Source organism: Pseudoalteromonas sp. NH0006-26 (genome assembly GCF_057552415.1).
Window position 1 is genome coordinate 218,249 of the sequence record NZ_BAAJMJ010000005.1, and the last position, 18,541, is coordinate 236,789.

19 protein-coding genes are annotated in these 18,541 nt (G+C 40.5%); 5 read left to right on the forward strand and 14 right to left on the reverse strand.

The window, feature by feature from the left end; translation table 11 throughout:
- The first annotated feature begins 314 nt into the window (after nt 1-314).
- Entirely contained in the window at nt 315-1,364 is a 1,050-nt protein-coding gene (locus tag AC27JR_RS09770) for an endonuclease/exonuclease/phosphatase family protein (protein ID WP_487173518.1), read from the forward strand.
- A 52-nt stretch (nt 1,365-1,416) separates the two neighbouring features.
- On the opposite strand, the gene AC27JR_RS09775 is transcribed toward AC27JR_RS09770, so the two are convergent.
- Nucleotides 1,417-2,580 (reverse strand): DUF3103 family protein, encoded by a 1,164-nt coding sequence (locus AC27JR_RS09775; RefSeq protein WP_487173458.1) that lies wholly within the window; start codon nt 2,578-2,580, stop codon nt 1,417-1,419.
- Nucleotides 2,581-2,847: 267 nt separating this feature from the next.
- Here AC27JR_RS09775 and AC27JR_RS09780 point away from each other — a divergent pair, with 267 nt between their 5' ends.
- Nucleotides 2,848-3,267 (forward strand): MAPEG family protein, encoded by a 420-nt coding sequence (locus tag AC27JR_RS09780; RefSeq protein ID WP_487173459.1) that lies wholly within the window; start codon nt 2,848-2,850, stop codon nt 3,265-3,267.
- Between the two features lie 52 nt (nt 3,268-3,319).
- Here AC27JR_RS09780 and yddG read toward each other — a convergent pair whose 3' ends face one another.
- The 3 genes from yddG to AC27JR_RS09795 form a co-directional block, all read right to left on the reverse strand.
- Entirely contained in the window at nt 3,320-4,222 is a 903-nt protein-coding gene (gene yddG, locus AC27JR_RS09785; RefSeq protein WP_487173460.1) for an aromatic amino acid DMT transporter YddG, read from the reverse strand.
- A 183-nt stretch (nt 4,223-4,405) separates the two neighbouring features.
- Nucleotides 4,406-6,253, reverse strand: coding sequence for an ABC transporter ATP-binding protein (locus AC27JR_RS09790; RefSeq protein WP_487173461.1), 1,848 nt, complete (start codon nt 6,251-6,253; stop codon nt 4,406-4,408).
- Nucleotides 6,254-6,362: 109 nt separating this feature from the next.
- Nucleotides 6,363-6,818 carry a phosphate-starvation-inducible PsiE family protein gene (locus tag AC27JR_RS09795; protein WP_076920097.1) on the reverse strand — a complete coding sequence of 152 codons (456 nt, stop codon included), beginning with the start codon at nt 6,816-6,818 and terminating at the stop codon, nt 6,363-6,365.
- 263 nt (nt 6,819-7,081) lie between these two features.
- On the opposite strand from AC27JR_RS09795, the gene AC27JR_RS09800 reads away from it, so the two are divergent.
- Both AC27JR_RS09800 and AC27JR_RS09805 read left to right on the forward strand, forming a co-directional pair.
- Nucleotides 7,082-8,476 carry a M28 family peptidase gene (locus tag AC27JR_RS09800; protein WP_487173462.1) on the forward strand — a complete coding sequence of 465 codons (1,395 nt, stop codon included), beginning with the start codon at nt 7,082-7,084 and terminating at the stop codon, nt 8,474-8,476.
- Nucleotides 8,477-8,597: 121 nt separating this feature from the next.
- Complete coding sequence (locus AC27JR_RS09805; RefSeq protein WP_008110031.1) at nt 8,598-9,044, forward strand: DUF4826 family protein; 447 nt, start codon at nt 8,598-8,600, stop codon at nt 9,042-9,044.
- 85 nt (nt 9,045-9,129) lie between these two features.
- Here the strand turns inward: AC27JR_RS09805 and AC27JR_RS09810 are convergent, their stop codons facing one another.
- From AC27JR_RS09810 to AC27JR_RS09825, 4 genes are read right to left on the reverse strand one after another with little or no spacing between them, the layout of a single operon-like run.
- Nucleotides 9,130-9,597 carry an outer membrane lipoprotein gene (locus AC27JR_RS09810; RefSeq protein ID WP_487173463.1) on the reverse strand — a complete coding sequence of 156 codons (468 nt, stop codon included), beginning with the start codon at nt 9,595-9,597 and terminating at the stop codon, nt 9,130-9,132.
- A 15-nt stretch (nt 9,598-9,612) separates the two neighbouring features.
- Entirely contained in the window at nt 9,613-10,230 is a 618-nt protein-coding gene (gene lpoB / locus AC27JR_RS09815; protein WP_008110027.1) for a penicillin-binding protein activator LpoB, read from the reverse strand.
- A gap of 11 nt (nt 10,231-10,241) precedes the next feature.
- Entirely contained in the window at nt 10,242-10,667 is a 426-nt protein-coding gene (locus AC27JR_RS09820; protein ID WP_076920101.1) for a YcfL family putative periplasmic lipoprotein, read from the reverse strand.
- 8 nt (nt 10,668-10,675) lie between these two features.
- On the reverse strand, nt 10,676-12,040 hold the full coding sequence (locus AC27JR_RS09825) for a COG3014 family protein (protein WP_487173464.1): 1,365 nt from the start codon (nt 12,038-12,040) through the stop codon (nt 10,676-10,678).
- 196 nt (nt 12,041-12,236) lie between these two features.
- On the opposite strand from AC27JR_RS09825, the gene AC27JR_RS09830 reads away from it, so the two are divergent.
- Complete coding sequence (locus tag AC27JR_RS09830; protein ID WP_487173465.1) at nt 12,237-13,106, forward strand: DMT family transporter; 870 nt, start codon at nt 12,237-12,239, stop codon at nt 13,104-13,106.
- Here AC27JR_RS09830 and AC27JR_RS09835 read toward each other — a convergent pair.
- From AC27JR_RS09835 to pta, 6 genes are all read right to left on the reverse strand, one after another.
- Nucleotides 13,103-13,798 carry a M15 family metallopeptidase gene (locus tag AC27JR_RS09835; RefSeq protein ID WP_487173466.1) on the reverse strand — a complete coding sequence of 232 codons (696 nt, stop codon included), beginning with the start codon at nt 13,796-13,798 and terminating at the stop codon, nt 13,103-13,105. The genes AC27JR_RS09830 and AC27JR_RS09835 overlap by 4 nt on opposite strands.
- On the reverse strand, nt 13,798-14,928 hold the full coding sequence (dapE, locus tag AC27JR_RS09840) for a succinyl-diaminopimelate desuccinylase (RefSeq protein WP_076920105.1): 1,131 nt from the start codon (nt 14,926-14,928) through the stop codon (nt 13,798-13,800). Before dapE ends, AC27JR_RS09835 begins: the two co-directional genes overlap by 1 nt.
- A complete protein-coding gene (locus AC27JR_RS09845; protein WP_076920106.1) occupies nt 14,928-15,272 on the reverse strand; it encodes an ArsC family reductase in 345 nt (114 codons plus the stop codon). Before AC27JR_RS09845 ends, dapE begins: the two co-directional genes overlap by 1 nt.
- 4 nt (nt 15,273-15,276) lie before the next feature.
- Nucleotides 15,277-15,774, reverse strand: coding sequence for a PTS glucose transporter subunit IIA (locus tag AC27JR_RS09850; protein WP_076920107.1), 498 nt, complete (start codon nt 15,772-15,774; stop codon nt 15,277-15,279).
- A gap of 6 nt (nt 15,775-15,780) precedes the next feature.
- On the reverse strand, nt 15,781-16,164 hold the full coding sequence (locus AC27JR_RS09855; protein ID WP_175611415.1) for an ACT domain-containing protein: 384 nt from the start codon (nt 16,162-16,164) through the stop codon (nt 15,781-15,783).
- Between the two features lie 222 nt (nt 16,165-16,386).
- Nucleotides 16,387-18,540: a phosphate acetyltransferase gene (gene pta, locus AC27JR_RS09860; RefSeq protein ID WP_487173467.1), complete on the reverse strand. Its 2,154-nt coding sequence runs from the start codon at nt 18,538-18,540 to the stop codon at nt 16,387-16,389.
- Nucleotide 18,541: the final 1 nt, after the last annotated feature.

Genomic DNA, 18,541 nt, shown 5'->3' on the forward strand with positions numbered 1-18,541 from the left:
CGATAGCCGCCCCTTGGCTTTGCCTTTTTTGCTAACCATATGTTAAAAAAGGTCGCGTAGCATACCAACTTGTATATAAATTTAAAGGGGATACGGTGCGTTTGCTTAAGTTTTGCACGATTTAATGAGTGTTAATTATTATCAAGCTTTGGCACTCAGCAAAAATCTTATATGATGTTGACAATAGCATACAATATAAACTTTCAAAGGCGACCATTATTAGTGACTGTAATACATCACCTTTAACTGATAACTCAAAACAATCCCCTGAGATGATGATAACCAATTCAACATTAAAAATAGCCACATTTAACCTGTTTAATTATCTTGAGCCACCTAATGCTTATTATGAGTTTGAGCGAATATATACCGCAGAGCAATGGGCTAAAAAACAGCGCTGGATTATTGATTATTTAACCGAGCATCAGCCTGATGTAATCGGTTTTCAGGAAGTGTTTAGCATTGAGTCGCTTAAAGAGTTACTAAAGCAGCAAGGTTATGCGTACTTTGCTGTGGTAGATGAGCCACAGGTAATAGATGATTTTATTTATAAACGCCCCGTTGTAGCAATAGCCACAAAATACCCTATTGTTGAAGTAGCAAGCGTGAAACATGATCATGAGCTTGCTAATACCCTAGGTTTAACTGAAGATTTTGCCTTTAGCCGTAAAGTACTTAGAGCCACAATAAGTTTGCCGCATATCGGCAATACCGATTGTTATGTGGTGCATTTTAAATCTAAACGGCCATTAATTGAGATTGATGAAAATAATAAAGAACTTCCAGCTGAAAAAAACATTATCGAAATTTTAAAAGCGAATGTAGCGGGTGGTTGGGGCTCTACTATTCAGCGCGGTAGTGAAGCAACGTTACTGATGATTGAAATGATAAGTCGTCGTGAAGCCACGCAACAGCCTATGGTATTAATGGGAGATTTTAATAACGACCTAGCTGATGGCGTTTTAAGCCATTTATTAACCAATACACTGCGTTTTGCCCCCACGTTTGATAGTAAAACCTACCTTGCAAAATATTGTCTTAACGATGCGTGGCAGTTATTTACAAAGTTAAACGATGATTGCGAGCCTGATGAAGTAGCTAGTGAGCCAATAAAAGGTGTTACCGATGTAGATAGCCAAGGTTTAAAACCACTACGAAAAGCAACACATTACTTTGGCGCAAGCAGCTCTGTGCTTGATTATATTTTGCTATCTTGTGAGTTTGATTCTGGCTATGACGACAGCTTTTTTGAAGTAAGCGATTATCATACTTACGATCGTCATTTAATTAACCCACAATTTGAGCGCGACGATTTGAGTACCGATCACGGTGTAGTTTGTATCACGCTTAAACTGAGGGAGTAATGATTAACTCACCACTGTTTAGTTACCAAGCCAAACAGTGGCGAGTCGATATTTACTGACGAGGGTTAATTTCTAAAGGTGATAAGGTAATGGTGGCATTACTACTTGCGCCTTTATAACCTTGATACTCTTTGTTTTCGAACAGCGTGTAAAAAACATCGACATAATCATCATTATTGGTAAACCATTCATCAGGCATTGCTTTAAGTAACTCATTAGTGAGTTTAGGAATAATAGTATAGCCCTGTGCTTGTAAATCAGGGATGCTTGCCATTACTTGCTCTGATATTTCTAATAACTTCATTGCTAAGGTTTTATAATTTGTGTTGTCATCTTGCTCCATTAAAAGCAAATCAACTGCCTGCCAACGATAGCGTTGCCAATGAATTAGAACCTGATTTGGGCTGTAATTGGTTTGGTCATGATCTAAATAAGGTAAATCAACAATATCTAATATTGGTTCATCCCTACTAGGATCGATCCCCGTTACAATGGCATAAACCTCTGCTTTTCCTGAAATCCAAGGCTCTTTATCATCCTCTAAGTGTATTTTTTTCAGCACGCTAGTTTGTAATGGCTGCTCATTACTTAATTGATTTTGTGGGCTAACCATGTTTTTGCTGAGCTTATTAGCAGATAAAATGCTTTTCATTACTGCAATACCCGCATCCTGTACTTTTTGTTGATCTAGCTCGACAATAAAAACAGGTTGGGTTGGCATTTGGTCAACACTCAAGTAATGAATGTCACCAAACTGATCGAACGCTTCAATCTCGCTCCATTGGCTATCGTCACCAGCGGGTGCAAATGCGAATAAAGGGTTTTCACCTTGTTGCCAATCAGTAAGCATGGACTCACTTGCCAAACGAACTTGTAACAAGCTTCCTGTATTGTTTGGTAAGCCTTTGAGTTGTTGTAATGCGCTATTTGCCTGACTTATATTACGCTTTGTATGCCGTGCTACAGTTGATAACTGATCAGCATTTAAAACTAAGTTATATTGGTTTAGTGTTTGCTTTATATCAGAATTAACTAGGTTGTAATTAAGCGCTACTTGCTTTGCGAAATTACGCTTAATAGTTGTTACGTTTTTGTATTGAGCTTGCTGTGCCACGTTTTCTGCATTTTCAATATGATCTTGAGCTGAAAAAGCAGGTACTGCTATAAAGTTCAACAATGCTACTGCGACTAAAGATTTGGGTATTTTATTTTTCATACAAACTCCATGTTCCGTTTTTAGTAACGCCTATAAAACAATAATTAGAATAAATGCTCAAGTTAAATTTATAAAATACGTAATTAGTATTAAATGTGGATTTGGTTTAGTACACCTTACATAAAGATCGTAATTTTTATATAAAGCAGGAATCTATTACAAAAAATGTATTTTTTATAAAATAATATTGTAAATATATCAGTAGGTTAAATTTGGCTTAATAGTTGCTGTAACAATTACTCTAATAACAACACAAAGGATTAAACAATGACCGATATTGCACACTCTGCGTTTGTAGCATTTTATCTGTATTTAATTATGGTTTTAGTGCAGTGGGCCGTGGCGACGTTTAGTAAGGCTAAACAACCCGGTGCAGTGCCAGGGAAAATTGATAAAGAGCTATCTCATGAGAGCTTTATATTTAGGGCGCATCGTACTTTTCATAACACTTTAGAAAACAGTGCACTGTTTATAGGAACGGTTTTATTTGCTTTTGTGATGAATTACCAAAGCTCGATATTTGCAATTTGTATTTGGGTATATGTGATTGCACGTTTAATTCATATGGCACTGTATTACGCGATAGCCACCGAGAAAAACCCCAGCCCGCGTAGTTACTTCTTTTTAATCGGTGTGATTGCAAACATTGTGATGTTAGTGCTGTTAGGATTGCGATTAGCTAGTTAAGTAAATGATTAAAGCGAAAAGCAGACAGCCTCTAGCTTTTCGCTTACATATTTTATTGGGCTGGCTTTGTTTTTCGGGTCACAATAAAACACATTAATGAGCCTAATGTAACTAATACTACGCCTTGCCAAAATGCGCTAGTAAGCGATATTGATAAGTAAATAGAGGCAAATAGCGTAGACAATACAGGAATAAAGTAAGACAAGGTGCCTAACAACACTAGGTTACCGCCAATGATTGCTTGGTTCCACAATGCGTAACCTCCACCAATAACCACGCCTGCTAATACTAAGGTAAAGCTAGAATATAGGCTAAACTCAAAGCTGGGTTCATTACTCAGTCCGTAACTTATCCATAAAGCGATTGCCGTGGCTGCAAAAAATACACTAATGGCATTTTTACCCTCGCTAAGTTTAACCGTTACACTGCAATACACAGCCCAAATAAACGCCGCTGCAAACGCCATAGAGTAGGGTAATGGATTGTCACTTATATTAGCGGTTAATACTCCTACAGATAAACCACTATCACCTGCAATGCACCATGCAACGCCTAAAAACGCAATCAGTATGCTCGGGTAGACTAATACGCTTACTTTAGTACGGTTAACAATAATCGATAATAAAATAGTTAACGCTGGCCAAAGGTAGTTAATAATTGCCATTTCTAACGCTTGCTGGCGACTATTTGCAAAGCCGAGGGATAAAGCTAAACATATTTCGTAAATAACAAATAAGCTGCCACCAAAGACTAAATAGCGTTTTGGGTAATTGCTTAGCTTTGGTACACCCATGACTAACATTAAAAAAATCGCACTGACGCTATAAATTAAAGCGGCACCGCCAATTGGGCTAAATAATTCTGATAAATCTCGAATAAAGGCAGTTAAACTGCTCCAAAGTAAAATAGCGAGCACTCCATAAAGGGTGTATTTATGTTTGCTTAATAAAGACATGGTGAATTGCCTGATGAATGATAAAAAAGTCAGTCGCGAATGTGACATTATAAAAACAGTGAGGCAATAGGTGGGCTATAAAATTCGACTAAAAGGCTATAAATAGCATTTAAAATCAATAATAAAGTTAAATTTTAGTAAACAAGAGCAGGCCAAATGATGACCTACTCTGAGATGGTTTTTTTATTCAATACCAATAAAGCCGCCAGTTTGATGTGCCCACAGTGCAGCGTAAATGCCGCCTTGGGCAATTAACTCATCGTGACTGCCTTGCTCTACAACGCCACCTTCATCAAGCACAATAAGCCTGTCCATTTGTGCGATGGTTGATAATCGGTGTGCAATGGCAATGACTGTTTTACCTGTCATTAAATCATCTAAGCTGGCTTGAATAGCTGCTTCTACCTCTGAGTCTAAAGCGCTGGTGGCTTCATCAAGTATAAGAATAGGCGCATTTTTAAGTAACACCCGAGCAATAGCAATCCGCTGACGTTGCCCGCCAGAGAGGGTTACCCCTCGTTCGCCCACTTGTGCATCAAAGCCTTTATTGCCTTTGCTGTCTTCTAAATCGGTTATAAAATCGAGCGCTTTGGCTTGTTTGGTTGCATCGAGCATTTCCGCTTCTGTGGCATCGGGCCTGCCGTATAAAATGTTATCTTTTACTGAGCGGTGTAGTAAGGACGTGTCTTGGGTAACCATAGCGATATAGCGGCGCAAGCTTTCTTGGCTTACATCGGTTATATTTTGGTCGTCAATACTAATACTGCCCTTGTCGGTATCGTAAAAACGTAGCAACAAGTTAACCAATGTCGATTTACCTGCGCCAGAGCGACCTACCAAGCCAATTTTTTCGCCCGGTTTAATATTTAAGTTTAAACCGTTAATTACTGGGCCTCGGTTATTTTCATTGGCGGCTTTACCATAATTAAAGTGTACATTGTTAAAGTCGATAGCCCCTTGAGTTACTTTTAGGCTGTCGGCTTTTGGCTTGTCATCAACCGCAATCGGGTTCGAAAGGGTGCGCATACCATCGGCTACAGTTCCAATGTTTTCAAATAAGCTGCTAATTTCCCACATGATCCACTGGGCCATACCATTAAGCCTTAACGACAAACTCAATGCCACTGCAATAGCCCCCGCACTAATGGCACTTAACGACCATAAATACAAAGACACCGCTGCCACCGAAAATACCAGTAAATAGTTCAAACTTTGAATAACCACGTTAAGGCTGGTTACTAAACGCATTTGTTTATAAACAGGCTGTAAAAATACATCCATGCTTTGTTTAGCGTATTGCTCTTCGCGTTGAGTGTAAGAAAACAGCTTAATGGTTGAAATATTGGTATAGCTGTCAACAATACGGCCGGTCATTTCTGAGCGTGCGTCAGCTTGTGAGCTAGCAATGCTTTTTAACCGTGGTACAAAGTAAATTTGCACGCAAATATATAATGCTAACCACACTAATAACGGCAGCATTAAGCGCCAATCTGAGGCGGCCACTAAAAACACCATTGAGCCAAAATAAACGGCAATGTACATTAATACATCAAGTAACTTAGTGACTGACTCACGCACAGCCAATGAAGTTTGTAACACTTTAGTGGCTATTCGTCCGGCAAATTCATTTTGATAAAAGCTAACACTTTGGCGTAATAAATAACGGTGCGCTAGCCAACGTATCGACATCGGATAGTTGCCTAATAAAGCTTGATGTAAAATGGCTGACCTAAAAAATACCACCACAGGCATCACTACTAGGAGCATTAGCCCCATTTTTATTAATTCGGATTGTTGCTGCGAAAAAAGTTCTTCAGGGGTGTACTCGCCAAGCCAGTCAACCAGTTGTCCCATGTAACTAAATAAAGACACTTCTAAAATAGCTAATAATGCGGCACTGAGAGACATAAGTACCAACGACAGTTCCATGCCTTTGGTGTAATGGCGGCAAAATGCAAATAAGGTATTAGGAGGCTGAGACGGAGAACGCTCCGGAAACGGTTTAGTCATCCGTTCAAATAGTCGATACATATTAGAAGCTTATTAAGTATTTATAGAGGTATCCCACTATACCATTGTAAAGCACAAAGACGCAGTGGGAATGAGGTGTTTACCCGTTATCTTAGGTTGAATTAACGCTTTAAAGTTTTGTATGACCGGTTTTATTTTTTACCAGCCAGTAAGATATACCCAAGGCTATCGTTACCAATGCAAGGCCAACAATTTGTTCTGAGGTTACTAATTTTAAATCTAGAACAATAATTTTACGGGCAACGGCCATTAGTGCAGTGGCAATTACCAGTTCAACCGGTAGTGAACTTGAACCTAAATATAAACGAATATTAGTAAATATTTCTACTGCAATAAGCACCACCATAAAAGCACCAAAGGTTTGCAGAATGTCTTCGATGTTTAATAAAAAGTAAGGGGGAGAGCTCAATCGCATATATAAAACATACACAACATCAGCAATACTCCAAAAAATAACCAGCACCATGAGTACCGCTAATATTTTGATAGCAAAGCGAATCGCATGATGTAAGTGTTGCATAAGCGGATCAACATGATCTTCAGGTAATTCTTCGTGTTTCTTCATATTTTTACAGCACCTTATTATTTTTAAACTGGGTATATAAAATGATAGCTGATTAATTGTGATTATCTTTTTAATATACGTACAAAACAGCATAAGTGATTATTTTTCTAGTAAAAATGAAAAAACCGAGCAAGCGGTAGCTAAAGTGAGCGTGTTAATTAAATGTAATTTAACCTGAGGTTTTTAACGTTTATCTCAAAAGCATTGCTGTATACCTACAGAGCTGTCATTTTAAAAGCATCAACAATAAGGATTAAACTGCTATGTCAATTTCACCTTTAAAGTTAGTTACTCGGATTATTAAGTATAGTGCGGTTGCATCTGTTTGTAGCGCGTCATTTTATAGTGTAGCGGCACAAACCACACAACAAGCTTCATTGCACCAAATTGCAGGGCAGATTTCAGCGCAGCGTATTGGAGATGATATTCAAACGCTGGTGGACTTTGGTACTCGCCATACTTTATCTGAAACTAAATCGGATACCCGTGGTATTGGCGCGGCAAGACGTTGGATAAAAAAAGAATTTGAAGCAATTTCTGCACAGTGTGGTGGCTGTTTAGAAATACTAGAAGTAAAGCAAACCATTTCGGGAGAAAAGCGTATTCCTAACCCTGTAGAAGTGGTTAATATAATCGCGATTCAGCGCGGTAGCACCGACCCTAATCGTATGGTGATGATGTCGGGAGATATAGATTCACGTGTCAGTGATGTCATGGACTTTACTAGCGATTCGCCCGGGGCAAACGATAATGCATCAGGGGTTGCCGGTGTGATTGAGGCGGCGCGGGTTCTATCGCAATATAAATTTAATGGCTCGGTTGTATACGCCGCACTCTCAGGTGAAGAGCAAGGTTTATTTGGTGGTAAAATTTTAACTGAGTATGCGCAAAAAAATAACTGGCAAGTGCATGGTGTTTTAAATAACGACATGATTGGCAACATTACCGGCATTAATGGCGTAACCGATAACACTACTGCACGTATTTTTTCTGAAGGCACGCGCGTAGTTGAAACTAAAGAGCAAGCCCGTACTCGTCGTTTTACTGGCGGCGAAGTTGATTCGGCGAGCCGTAATTTAGCACGTTACATAGACACCATTGCTGATAAATATATTGAAAACCTAGACACCATGCTGGTATACAGACTCGACCGTTTTGCCCGAGGCGGGCATCATCGTCCGTTCAATGATGCGGGCTTTGCGGCTGTGCGTATTATGGAGACTAACGAGCATTATGACCGTCAACATCAAGACCTACGCACCGAAAATGGGGTAGTGTACGGTGATACCATTGATGGGGTTGATTTTGATTACGCAGCAAAGTTAACTTCATTAAATGCGGTGAGTCTTGCGTCCATGGCGTGGGCTCCTGCGCCACCTAAAGAGGTGAAAATTAGTGGTGCCGTACGCGCCAGTACCACACTTTCTTGGCAGCCAACAGAGGATAAAAATGTAGCGGGCTATCGTATATACTGGCGCTACACCAGTGAGCCACAATGGCAATACAGTCAATGGGTCGATAATGTCAGTGAATTTACGCTAAAAAATGTGGTTATTGATAACTACTATTTTGGGGTTGCTAGTGTTAACAAACAGGGTATTGAATCGCCAGTTGTATTCCCAGGTGATGTAGGATCGTTTGATCACAACATAAAGTAAGTGTGTTTTGTTTAAAAACCCAGCAAACAGCTGCGAATAAGGTGTTAAGCTGGCTATTTATGCTTGCGCCTTATTTGTTATGCCCTTAAAGTGTAAACAAAGAAGTAAAAAGGTTATTAAAATGCAGCAACAAGAACAAAAACCATTAACACCAGAGCAGCAAGCTGAACTTCAGCAACAAGAAATTCAATGGCAGCGCGAATGTTTTCAAAATGCGCAAAAACATTTAGCTGAAAAAGGCATTATGCCTAAAACCTTGCTTGAAAAAGAAAGCCGTTTTTTAGCACCTTTATGCGCACTTTGGAAATTTAAAGCGCAAAACGGTAAAAGCTATTGGGTGATCACCGGTCGTTTACCAACTGATCACGCTGAAGCGTCTGCAGCAAAAGATGCACGTGATGCCATGCGTTATTTTTCATTGCAGTGGCAGCTAAAAGCCGACCAAATTATTACCGCGGGTGCGCGTGATAAAACCCAAGCCGATTTTGCAAACTTACTTATAAATCGTGCTCACGGCTTATATGAAATGCATGAAAATGAGCAGCTTTGGGCAAAAGAACCAGCTTAAAATAAAGGTAATTAACCTTTAAAAAAACCTAACTTAGTGACCTAAGTTAGGTTTTTTATTTTTCAGCTATCGCCTTGCAAGAAGCTTAATACGCGCTATCTACTCGTACCGTGTTATTAGTTAAGTAAATAAGGCGAACATTATCCCCTTGGTGAAAACGCATAGCGGGATCGTTGTCTTGTACCACCATAAATTGCTCACCACTTTCTACTTGTATCAATAATTCAACGAGCTGTGTGTGTTCATAGCGTTGTGTTTGCTGCTGATTATGGGCAACGTTACCACCAATCACCGATCCTAAAATAGTCGCTACAGTACGACCACTGCCGCCGCCAAACTGGTTACCAACGACACCGCCTAATAAGGCACCGCCAAAGGTTTTCCAGCCGTTACTTTTGTCTTGTACTAATTGTTGCTCAGTAATAGTGCGCACCGACTTTACTTTCCCAAATAGTACTTGCTGTACAGGAACGGCTTTATTGCGTTCATACTTGGCAAACGTTGGGGTACTCATTACTAATAAAGCGCATAAAATTAAGCTAAGCGTTTTCATAGTTCGCTCCTATTGTTACCAACCAAATGTTGATTTTTCACGCGTTTTACGAATTTCAGTTTCATCAGCCCATTCAACCAGGCCGCTTTGCATATCCATTAAACGCATTGTAAATTTGTAGTACACATCGGCTTTATCGGCATTAGATTTAACAATGCTTGATAGGTTACCGTACAGCATATATTGCGCACCAATTTGCTTACCAAAAGCAACCGCAGTACTTGGGTTGACTAGGGCGTCTTCGTTTTGAAATGTAATTTGCTCACGAACTGCTTCTACACGGGTCATATCAACAAATCTAAATTTGCCGCTACGCAGTAATTGAGTAGAGATTGAGTCGGTGATTGATTCTGTATCTATATGTTCACTGGTTTTATTTTTAATACGCTCTACAAATACCACTGGGCGTGTATTGGCGGTCATAGTACCAACCACAGGCGAACTAAGCAGAGAGTCGGTCATTTGCGAGGCGACTTTTTGTAAATCAGTAGAGCCAAAGTTTATATCTGTGGTTTCTACGGCTTGGGCATCACCATAGCTGACAACCGCTTTGTTGGCACAGCCTGAAAGTGTCAGTGCCGCTAAGCCTAAAATTGCATAACTAGACAGTGATTTAAATTGTTTATTGATCATCATGATTTCCTTTAATCTTTAAATTCTTGTGCGTCGGTTGATACTTCTCTTACCGCTAATGAGAAAGTAACGGCATCAGAGCTAGGCGCTAGCCCTGCAAGCTGAGTTTTAGCAAAGCCAAATAATGTTAGGGCTTGCCACGGTGAATGGTTGCCTTTAATAACAAAGCCATCTTTATCAAACCAGTTAAATTGATACTGTAAGTATTGCGACTTTTTATAGGTACTCGCTAAAGTTACCACCACATCGGTCAGGTTATTTGTTTGACGCGTTTTTACATCACTAATTAAAAGCTTTTTAGCTAATTGCGGGTTATTAACGTTGAGCTGCTCTTTGTAAGCGTTGGCAGCTTGCTCAACCCCAATACCTGAGGTTACAGGTCGGCTGCTACATGCGCTGAGCATAATTAACGCAATAACGGGAAGTATGTATTTCATGATGGCTCCTAAAGTTGCACTACATGGGAGTTAAAATAGTTATTAACAGAGGTTAGGTAGATTAACGTTAACCCTTGCTTACTAACGGTAAAATTTATTGGTGGTTGTGAGCCAACATTTAAAGTATGTTCGCCTGCTTTTACGGCACTGCGAGCAAGGCTGATCTGATTAGGCAGGGTAAGCCAACTGCGCGTATCTGCTTGCTCAGATGCAAGATTATATAAATTTGCTAAAATGTTCCCCACATCACCGGCACTGCGCGCAAGCTCTGCACGCATTTTTTCTTTAGCGACAAGACGTAATATTTGCCTTGAAACACGCCCAGCTACTTGCTGCTCTAAGGTTTTAGCAGCCAGTGCTTCTAAATGCACTAACGGACTTAATGCTAATACTTGGTTATTAACCTTTATATTATTTACTGCGCTGCTGTAGGCATTATTTATATAAACGGGCATTGCTAGGCTATAAAAGCGGGCATCTCCCTGCGAAGTATAAATAGGCAATCGCAATTTAAACTCGTGCTGTTTTGGTATCAGGCCTTGTTCAAATAATATAACTACTTCGCCTTGATTTTTATCTATGGCGTTTACTTCACCAAACTGTCGCTTAAATTGCTGGTAGTCATCCGCAAAACCTTGCTGCTTAGCAAGGCGCAATATATCTTGCTGTAAATACGGATTGTTAGGTTGTATTTCGAGCGCTTTTTTATAGTCTCTGTAGGCATCATCGCCTTGCTTTGCCGTTTCATATAACAACCCTGATAAGTAAAACGTGTACGCATTTTGAAAGCCATTTTTTACCGAGCGAATTAAATTATCCATATCTGGGTAGTGTTGCTGTGCTTGGGCAATGGCATTATCAAACTCGCTTTGATTATCAAGTAGTGCATCAACTTGTACCTTATTGGCACGGCGTACTTCAACTAACGCGCTCTCAATATCGCGTTTATAAACATAATTAAGTGCTTTGTAGCTATGCAACATACTCATTTCGTAAGCAGGGGGGATATAACCTATCGCTGAGTCGTTGGTTAACAGCGCATTACTTTGCTCAAGCCCTGCACTTACTTGTATTTGGGCTGCTTGGCGCTTAGCTTGCATTTGTTGGTAGACAGTTTCAAAGTATGTTTGCGCACTGTCTGGGTTATTCGCTAAATCAGCAATACGGCCTTGCTCTAATTGGTTCAGTAAATAATTACTATGTGCTTTACTGTTGGTTTTTATAAGGGCGCGTGCATTTTCAATATTATTATTACTAATAGCTTGCCTAACAGGGGTGGTGTTTGTGGCATAATCATTAAACAAGTCATTAAAGCCTATAGTGCTGCAACCACTTACAATAAAGCAAAAACTGAAAATTAAAATGTGACGCACACGCACTCCTTTTATCTATTTTGTAAGGTTAACACATGGCTTATAAATGTAGGTGTGAAAGATTGTAAAAAAGCGTAGTGTATAAACATAGATTAAAAACCCTTTATTATTAAAAAATAATCATGTTAACGTCTAAAGGTTAATAATTAACGTAACCGTGTCTAAAGCGGTGCTATTTTTTAGGTTAGGAATTCATTTGAAAGCCACTCTGTTTACTATTATCGCGTTAGTTGCTTTTGCTGCCAATTCGTTATTGTGTCGTTTAGCGTTAGCCCAAGGTTATATTGATGCGTGGAATTTTACTGTTATACGGCTACTCAGCGGGGCAGTGTGTTTGGCTATTATTATGCTGCTCTATACAATGCAGTTAAATAAAAAAGCACAATTAAGTAGCCCCGTTATTAATGATACCGGAAGTTGGCGAAGCAGTGCGAGCTTGCTGATATACGCGCTGTGTTTTTCTGTTGCCTATATAGAGCTAGATACCGGCATGGGCGCGCTTATTTTATTTTCTGCGGTGCAATTTACCATGATTAGTTGGGGTATATATAAACAAGAGCGCTTATCTGCTGTGCAATGGCTTGCATTTATTGTGGCGTTTGTGGCTTTTGTTTACTTAATGCTACCCTCGCAAACAGCACCACCTTTAATGGCGGCATTATTAATGAGCATAAGTGGCGTGGCATGGGGAATTTATAGCATTAGAGGCAAAGCGTGTGTGTCACCACTTAGGGCCACTACTTATAACTTTATTCGCAGCTTATTGGTGCTACCTATTTTGATTGTGGTGGGCATGAGCCAGCTTAAGAATATTCGTATGGAAGGGGTGTTACTTGCCATCGGCTCAGGTGCGATAGCATCGGGTGTTGGTTACAGTATTTGGTATGTGGCTATGCCATTATTAAAAAGCACGCATGCAGCTATAGTGCAGTTATGTGTGCCCGTTTTGGCGGCTATTGCAGGAGCGGTATTTTTATCGGAAACATTAACTCTGCAGTTTATGCTCTCCAGCAGTATCATTTTATTAGCGATATTGGTTTTTACGTTAAACAAAAAAACTAACTAACACTGCTTAGCTGGTGGACTGACATTGATCACAAAGCGCTCATATAAAGCAGGTAAGTGGGTTAAAATAGCGTCTTTACCTAATAAATCACTCTCTTTAATACAATTGTGTAATACCTCAAGTGATAAATGGCTCATAAGCTGCTCTGATTGCGCAATGTGGCTAATATGCCAAAGCTCAGGGGCAACACCGCCTAAATCGTGCTGATAAGGCCGATAAAATCCAAATTCTGCTAGGTGAGTGTCTAGCCATTGACTTAGTTTGGCAAAAGGTCCGCCATGCTGATATTCATCGGGGGTTAGTTGCAACTCATAATCGTCACTCACTGCGCTTTTATCAAAAATATCTAAGTCAGTGCCTAAATGGTGGCGACTTGCTCCAGGCAGTGCTGAATACAGCATAATGGCGGTACATTTTTCAATATCACTCAGTGAATTTAGCTCAACGGCTTTTTGCGCTTTGTTTAACACCACGCGCTTATTTGAAAATTTAGCATTCCAAATAGCCGATTGACGATTAAAATCCCGAAAGCTTGATGCAATACATAAATCAAAGCCAGCGGATGCGGCCGCTGATTGCAGTGCAATAAAGTCGTTGACAATATTGGCATGCAAATAATGGTTTTGTATAGCAACTAGGTGTGCATCACTTTGGCCGGTGATGCACTGTGTGAGTTCTTTATTTGCATTCATTAAGTTAACAGTTGTTCTAATATTTGCTCATAAATATCCGCCAGCGCGATTAGGTCGTCTGTACTGACACACTCATCCACTTTATGAATTGTGGCGTTACGTGGCCCCAGCTCGATTACTTTAGCGCCAGTTTGGGCAATAAAGCGGCCATCTGAGGTTCCACCTGTTGTTTCTAAGTTAGTGGTTAAGCCAGTTACTGATTTAATGGCAGCGACTGTAGCATCAACTAACGGACCGTGATCGGTTAAAAACGGTAGGCCGTTTACAATCCAATTTAGTTCGTAATTCAAATTGTGTTTTTGTAAAATCGCGTTCACTTTTTGTTGCAGCTGCTGATGAGTAACTTCGGTGCTAAACCTAAAGTTAAATTGTACTTCAAGCTCACCGGGGATCACATTACCAGCACCTGTGCCACCATTAATGTTAGAGATTTGAAAGCTGGTGGCTGGGAAAAAGTCATTACCCATATCCCACACAGTTTGGCTTAGCTCAGTTAAAGCTGGCGTGGCTAAATGAATTGGGTTTTGTGCTAAATGTGGGTAAGCCACATGCCCTTGTACACCGGCTATGGTTAGAAAACCAGTGAGTGAACCACGACGACCGTTTTTAACCACATCTCCGAGCACATCGCGCGATGAAGGCTCGCCAACAAGACACATATCAATTTTTTCTCCGCGCTCTTCTAAAGTATCTATTACGCGGGTAGTGCCGTTGATAAAAGGGCCCTCTTCATCTGAGGTGATCAAAAACGAGATAGAGCCTTTATGATCAGGGTGCTTGGTTACAAAACGCTCTGTTGCCACAACCATGGCTGCCAGTGAGCCTTTCATGTCGGCTGCGCCACGGCCATGTAATAACCCGTCTTCAATTAGCCCAGCAAAAGGGGGGTGCTGCCAATTTTTTTCAGGCCCAGTGGGCACCACATCGGTATGACCTGCAAAACAAAAGTGTGGTGATTGCGACCCTTTTCGTGCCCAAGTGTTGAGGGTGTCGGTAAAAAACAGCGATTCGATGTCAAAGCCAATTGCGCTTAGACGCTCATTCATCATATGTTGACAGCCTGCATCTTCAGGGGTAACGGATTCACGCTGAATTAAAGCTTGGGCTAGGGTAATTACTGGGTGAGTCATTATTTAAAGATCTCATCGTACTGGGCTGCTTTAAAGCCTAAATGGTATTGCCCGTTATTAATAAGAACAGGGCGTTTAATCATTGCAGGTTGTTGAACCAATAAATCGATAGCAGTTTGCTTAGTTAAACTTTGCTTTTGCTCATCTGACAATACTCTGTATGTTGTACCACGTTTATTAACAAGTTGCTCCCAGTCAATATGCTCTGCAAAATCGCTGACCATACTGTGATTAACGCCGTCTTTACGATAGTCATGAAAAGTGAATGCGATGTCATTATCGCTTAAGTATTTTTTTGCTTTTTTAATAGTGTCGCAGTTGCTAATGCCATAGAGAGTGATCATAAATCTACTTCTTTTTGATAATAGTTAATAAGGTATCTACACCTGCATTGACCTGCGGGTGAGAATAATGAAAAGTGCCTAAATCGTGGCCATTGAGAATAATAAGGCTGGCTAAAATAGGCGCATCGAGTTCACGCAAATCAAAATAAGCAAGCCGTTGGCCTTTGGTTATTTTGCTGCCATTAAGCTGGGCAATATGAGTATGTGTGAGAGTTTGAGAATCAGGCACAGCTAAGTTTATTAATACTTTTAAGCCATTTTTAGCTTTTAGAATAAATTCGCACCCGCCGCTTTTAACTTGCAACAAAGTCCCATTAAATGGCGCTAACACTTTATGGCTTGATAAACTGACAATAATCCCTGGACCTAAAGTTCCAAAGCGGAAAAAAGCTTCAGGGTGGGCGTCCATTGGCATCACTTTGCCACTGAATGGACTCGTTATTTGTATTGCGCTTCGGCCAATTTTATTTTTAGTTAAATAGCTAACGTCTTCAGATTTCATTATTAATTAAGTTACCACGTTGTAGCCATCGGCTTTAAGAGCAGCGATTGCTTTGTTGACCGTTTGTTTTTTTACTAAAATATAGTCGGTGTCGTAGGTTGAAATTGAAAAAATCGATATGCCAGCTCTTGCTAACACCCCTGAAATATTTGCCATGATACCGGTTAACGAAAACCCTAAGGGGCCAATTACTTCCAGTGCTTGCCAATTTGACTCTGTATCTTGGCTGTCAATTATAAACTCATCAGGGCAGACAACCGACAGTTCATCGTGCGTTTTTGAAATAAAAAACAATGGTTGTTTTAACAGTGCAGGGGGAATGTCAGCATCAAGCGCTAAACTATGAATTGATAAAACAGTACTGTGTAGTTGTAGTGTTTGTTTTGACATAAAACCCATCGCTAGCAGCAATATAATAGCTTTATAGTATAGAGTATTGAATCTAAATTAAAGGCTCAAACTTAGCCGTTGTTAAAGTTTTTACTAATTAAAAAATAATTGTCCACAATTTCTGTGGATAAGCTTGGGGGTTGTAAGGTATAAATAGCCTAACCTATTAATAATTAATTAAAAATTGGCTAGGCTATAAAAGGCACATGTAAATGAAAGGGGTTAATTAAGTGCCTCAACTTGTGCTGCTTGAATGGCAGTTAAAGCAATGGTGTACACTATGTCGTCGACTAATGCGCCACGGCTTAAGTCGTTAACCGGTTTACGCATCCCTTGTAACATAGGACCAATACTGATCAAATCAGCGCTTCGCTGTACTGCTTTATAGGTGGTGTTGCCGGTATTTAAATCAGGGAATATAAACACCGTTGCTTTGCCCGCAACAGGGCTGTTTGGTGCTTTTTTAATTGCTACACTTTCCATAATTGCCGCATCGTACTGTAGTGGCCCATCTATAATTAGATCAGGGCGCTTTTGCTGGGCAAGCTTAGTTGCCGCTCGCACTTTTTCTACATCAGCCCCACTGCCTGAATCACCCGTACTGTAACTTATCATGGCTACGCGAGGCTCAATGCCAAATGCCGCTGCTGAGTCGGCAGATTGAATTGCAATGTCGGCCAGTTGTTCGGCATTAGGATCGGGATTAATTGCGCAATCACCATAAACCAGTACCTGATCAGGCAATAGCATAAAGAACACAGATGACACTAATGATGAACCTGGCGCGGTTTTAATTAACTGTAACGGTGGGCGAATGGTATTGGCAGTGGTGTTTACCGCACCCGATACCAGACCATCGACTTTTCCTTGCTCTAGCATCATGGTGCCAAGTACCACGTGATCTTGCAGCTGCTCTTTGGCTATTACGTCAGTAAGGCCTTTATTTTTACGGATTTCCACCATAGGTGCCACGTAGTCATTTATAATACTGCTTGGTTCAACTACGGTTACATGCTCGTTGAGCTCAATGCCTTGTTGCTCTGCAATACGTAATATTTCATCACGATCACCCAATAAAATAGTTTTAGCAATGCCGCGCTGACCACAAATAGCGGCTGCTTTAATGGTTCTAGGTTCGTTACCCTCAGGTAGTACAATTGTTTTATCGGCTTTGCGTGCTTTTTCAGTTAATAAGTATCTAAAAGCAGGGGGGGATAGTTTTCGCGTTTTCCCCACACTTTTAGCTAAGCTGTCTAACCAATCAGAATCTATATATTCTGCATTATGATCTTTTACCTTTTCAATGCGTTGTTCATCATCGCTTGGCACTTCTAGGTTAAAGTTATGCAGCAATAATGAGGTACGCCAAGTATCGCCTTCGGTTGCTAAAATAGGCAGCCCCGTTTGCATGGCCTGTTCGCACAACGCCATAATACGCGGTTCAGGCTCAAAGCCACCGGTGAGCAAAATAGCACCTAGTTTGGTACCGTTCATAGCAGACAAACAGGCTGCTACCAGTATATCTGAGCGATCGCCTGGGGTAACTAGCAATGCACCTGGGGTAAAATAATTTAAAATATTGGATACTGTGCGTGCACAAAAAGTAATGCGTCTAAGACGACGGTGCACCATATCGCCTTCGTTAATAATAGTGGCTTTTAAATAAGCACTTAAATCTTTAACGCGCGGCGCTACTAGCTCAAAGTCCCACGGAATGGCGCCAAGTAACATAAAAGGATTTTTTCTAAAAATAGGTAAAGAGGCTAGGCGATTAAGCTCGTTATCAAGTGCTTCTGGCTTGTAAGTATCGACTAAATCAGCGCGAGCGCGACCTTCTTCATCTAGAGGGGCATTTACTTTGTTGAAAATACAACCCAGCACACGAGGGTGATCTATGCCACCGTAATTTCCGGCAGCAATTTCAAGGCGATCTTCAATTTGGGTAATACTGTAATTTCCAGGAGTAAGCACAAATACAATATCGGCCCCTAAGGTTTGTGCAATTTCACGGTTTATGCGACCCGCATAAGGTTGGCGACGAGTAGGCACCATTCCTTCGATTATGGCCACTTCATCATCGTTTATTTTACTTTGAAAACGCTCAACAATTTCCTCTAATAAATCATCACCTTTACCATCGCCAATCATTTGCTCTGCGTAATCGAGTGCAAACGGTGTTGGCGGGTTAATTGGTGAGCCTTGAGTGACAATTTGAGTAGATTTTTCAGGGCCAGTTTCACCTGCACGTGGCTGGGCGATAGGTTTAAAAAAATTAACCTTAACCGTCTTTTGTTCCAGCGCTCTTACTAAACCAACTGATACTGAGGTTAAACCTACCCCTGTAGAGATAGGAACCAACATAATACGACGAGCCATA

Excerpts from the sequence above, each read along its gene's own strand:
- AC27JR_RS09775 (WP_487173458.1), bottom strand. The coding sequence starts at position 2,580 with ATGAAAAATAAAATACCCAAATCTTTAGTCGCAGTAGCATTGTTGAAC.
- AC27JR_RS09780 (WP_487173459.1), top strand. The coding sequence starts at position 2,848 with ATGACCGATATTGCACACTCTGCGTTTGTAGCATTTTATCTGTATTTA.
- yddG (WP_487173460.1), bottom strand. The coding sequence starts at position 4,222 with ATGTCTTTATTAAGCAAACATAAATACACCCTTTATGGAGTGCTCGCT.
- AC27JR_RS09790 (WP_487173461.1), bottom strand. The coding sequence starts at position 6,253 with ATGTATCGACTATTTGAACGGATGACTAAACCGTTTCCGGAGCGTTCT.
- AC27JR_RS09795 (WP_076920097.1), bottom strand. The coding sequence starts at position 6,818 with ATGAAGAAACACGAAGAATTACCTGAAGATCATGTTGATCCGCTTATG.
- AC27JR_RS09800 (WP_487173462.1), top strand. The coding sequence starts at position 7,082 with ATGTCAATTTCACCTTTAAAGTTAGTTACTCGGATTATTAAGTATAGT.
- AC27JR_RS09805 (WP_008110031.1), top strand. The coding sequence starts at position 8,598 with ATGCAGCAACAAGAACAAAAACCATTAACACCAGAGCAGCAAGCTGAA.
- AC27JR_RS09810 (WP_487173463.1), bottom strand. The coding sequence starts at position 9,597 with ATGAAAACGCTTAGCTTAATTTTATGCGCTTTATTAGTAATGAGTACC.
- lpoB (WP_008110027.1), bottom strand. The coding sequence starts at position 10,230 with ATGATCAATAAACAATTTAAATCACTGTCTAGTTATGCAATTTTAGGC.
- AC27JR_RS09820 (WP_076920101.1), bottom strand. The coding sequence starts at position 10,667 with ATGAAATACATACTTCCCGTTATTGCGTTAATTATGCTCAGCGCATGT.
- AC27JR_RS09835 (WP_487173466.1), bottom strand. The coding sequence starts at position 13,798 with ATGAATGCAAATAAAGAACTCACACAGTGCATCACCGGCCAAAGTGAT.
- dapE (WP_076920105.1), bottom strand. The coding sequence starts at position 14,928 with ATGACTCACCCAGTAATTACCCTAGCCCAAGCTTTAATTCAGCGTGAA.
- AC27JR_RS09845 (WP_076920106.1), bottom strand. The coding sequence starts at position 15,272 with ATGATCACTCTCTATGGCATTAGCAACTGCGACACTATTAAAAAAGCA.
- AC27JR_RS09850 (WP_076920107.1), bottom strand. The coding sequence starts at position 15,774 with ATGAAATCTGAAGACGTTAGCTATTTAACTAAAAATAAAATTGGCCGA.
- AC27JR_RS09855 (WP_175611415.1), bottom strand. The coding sequence starts at position 16,164 with ATGTCAAAACAAACACTACAACTACACAGTACTGTTTTATCAATTCAT.
- pta (WP_487173467.1), bottom strand. The coding sequence starts at position 18,540 with ATGGCTCGTCGTATTATGTTGGTTCCTATCTCTACAGGGGTAGGTTTA.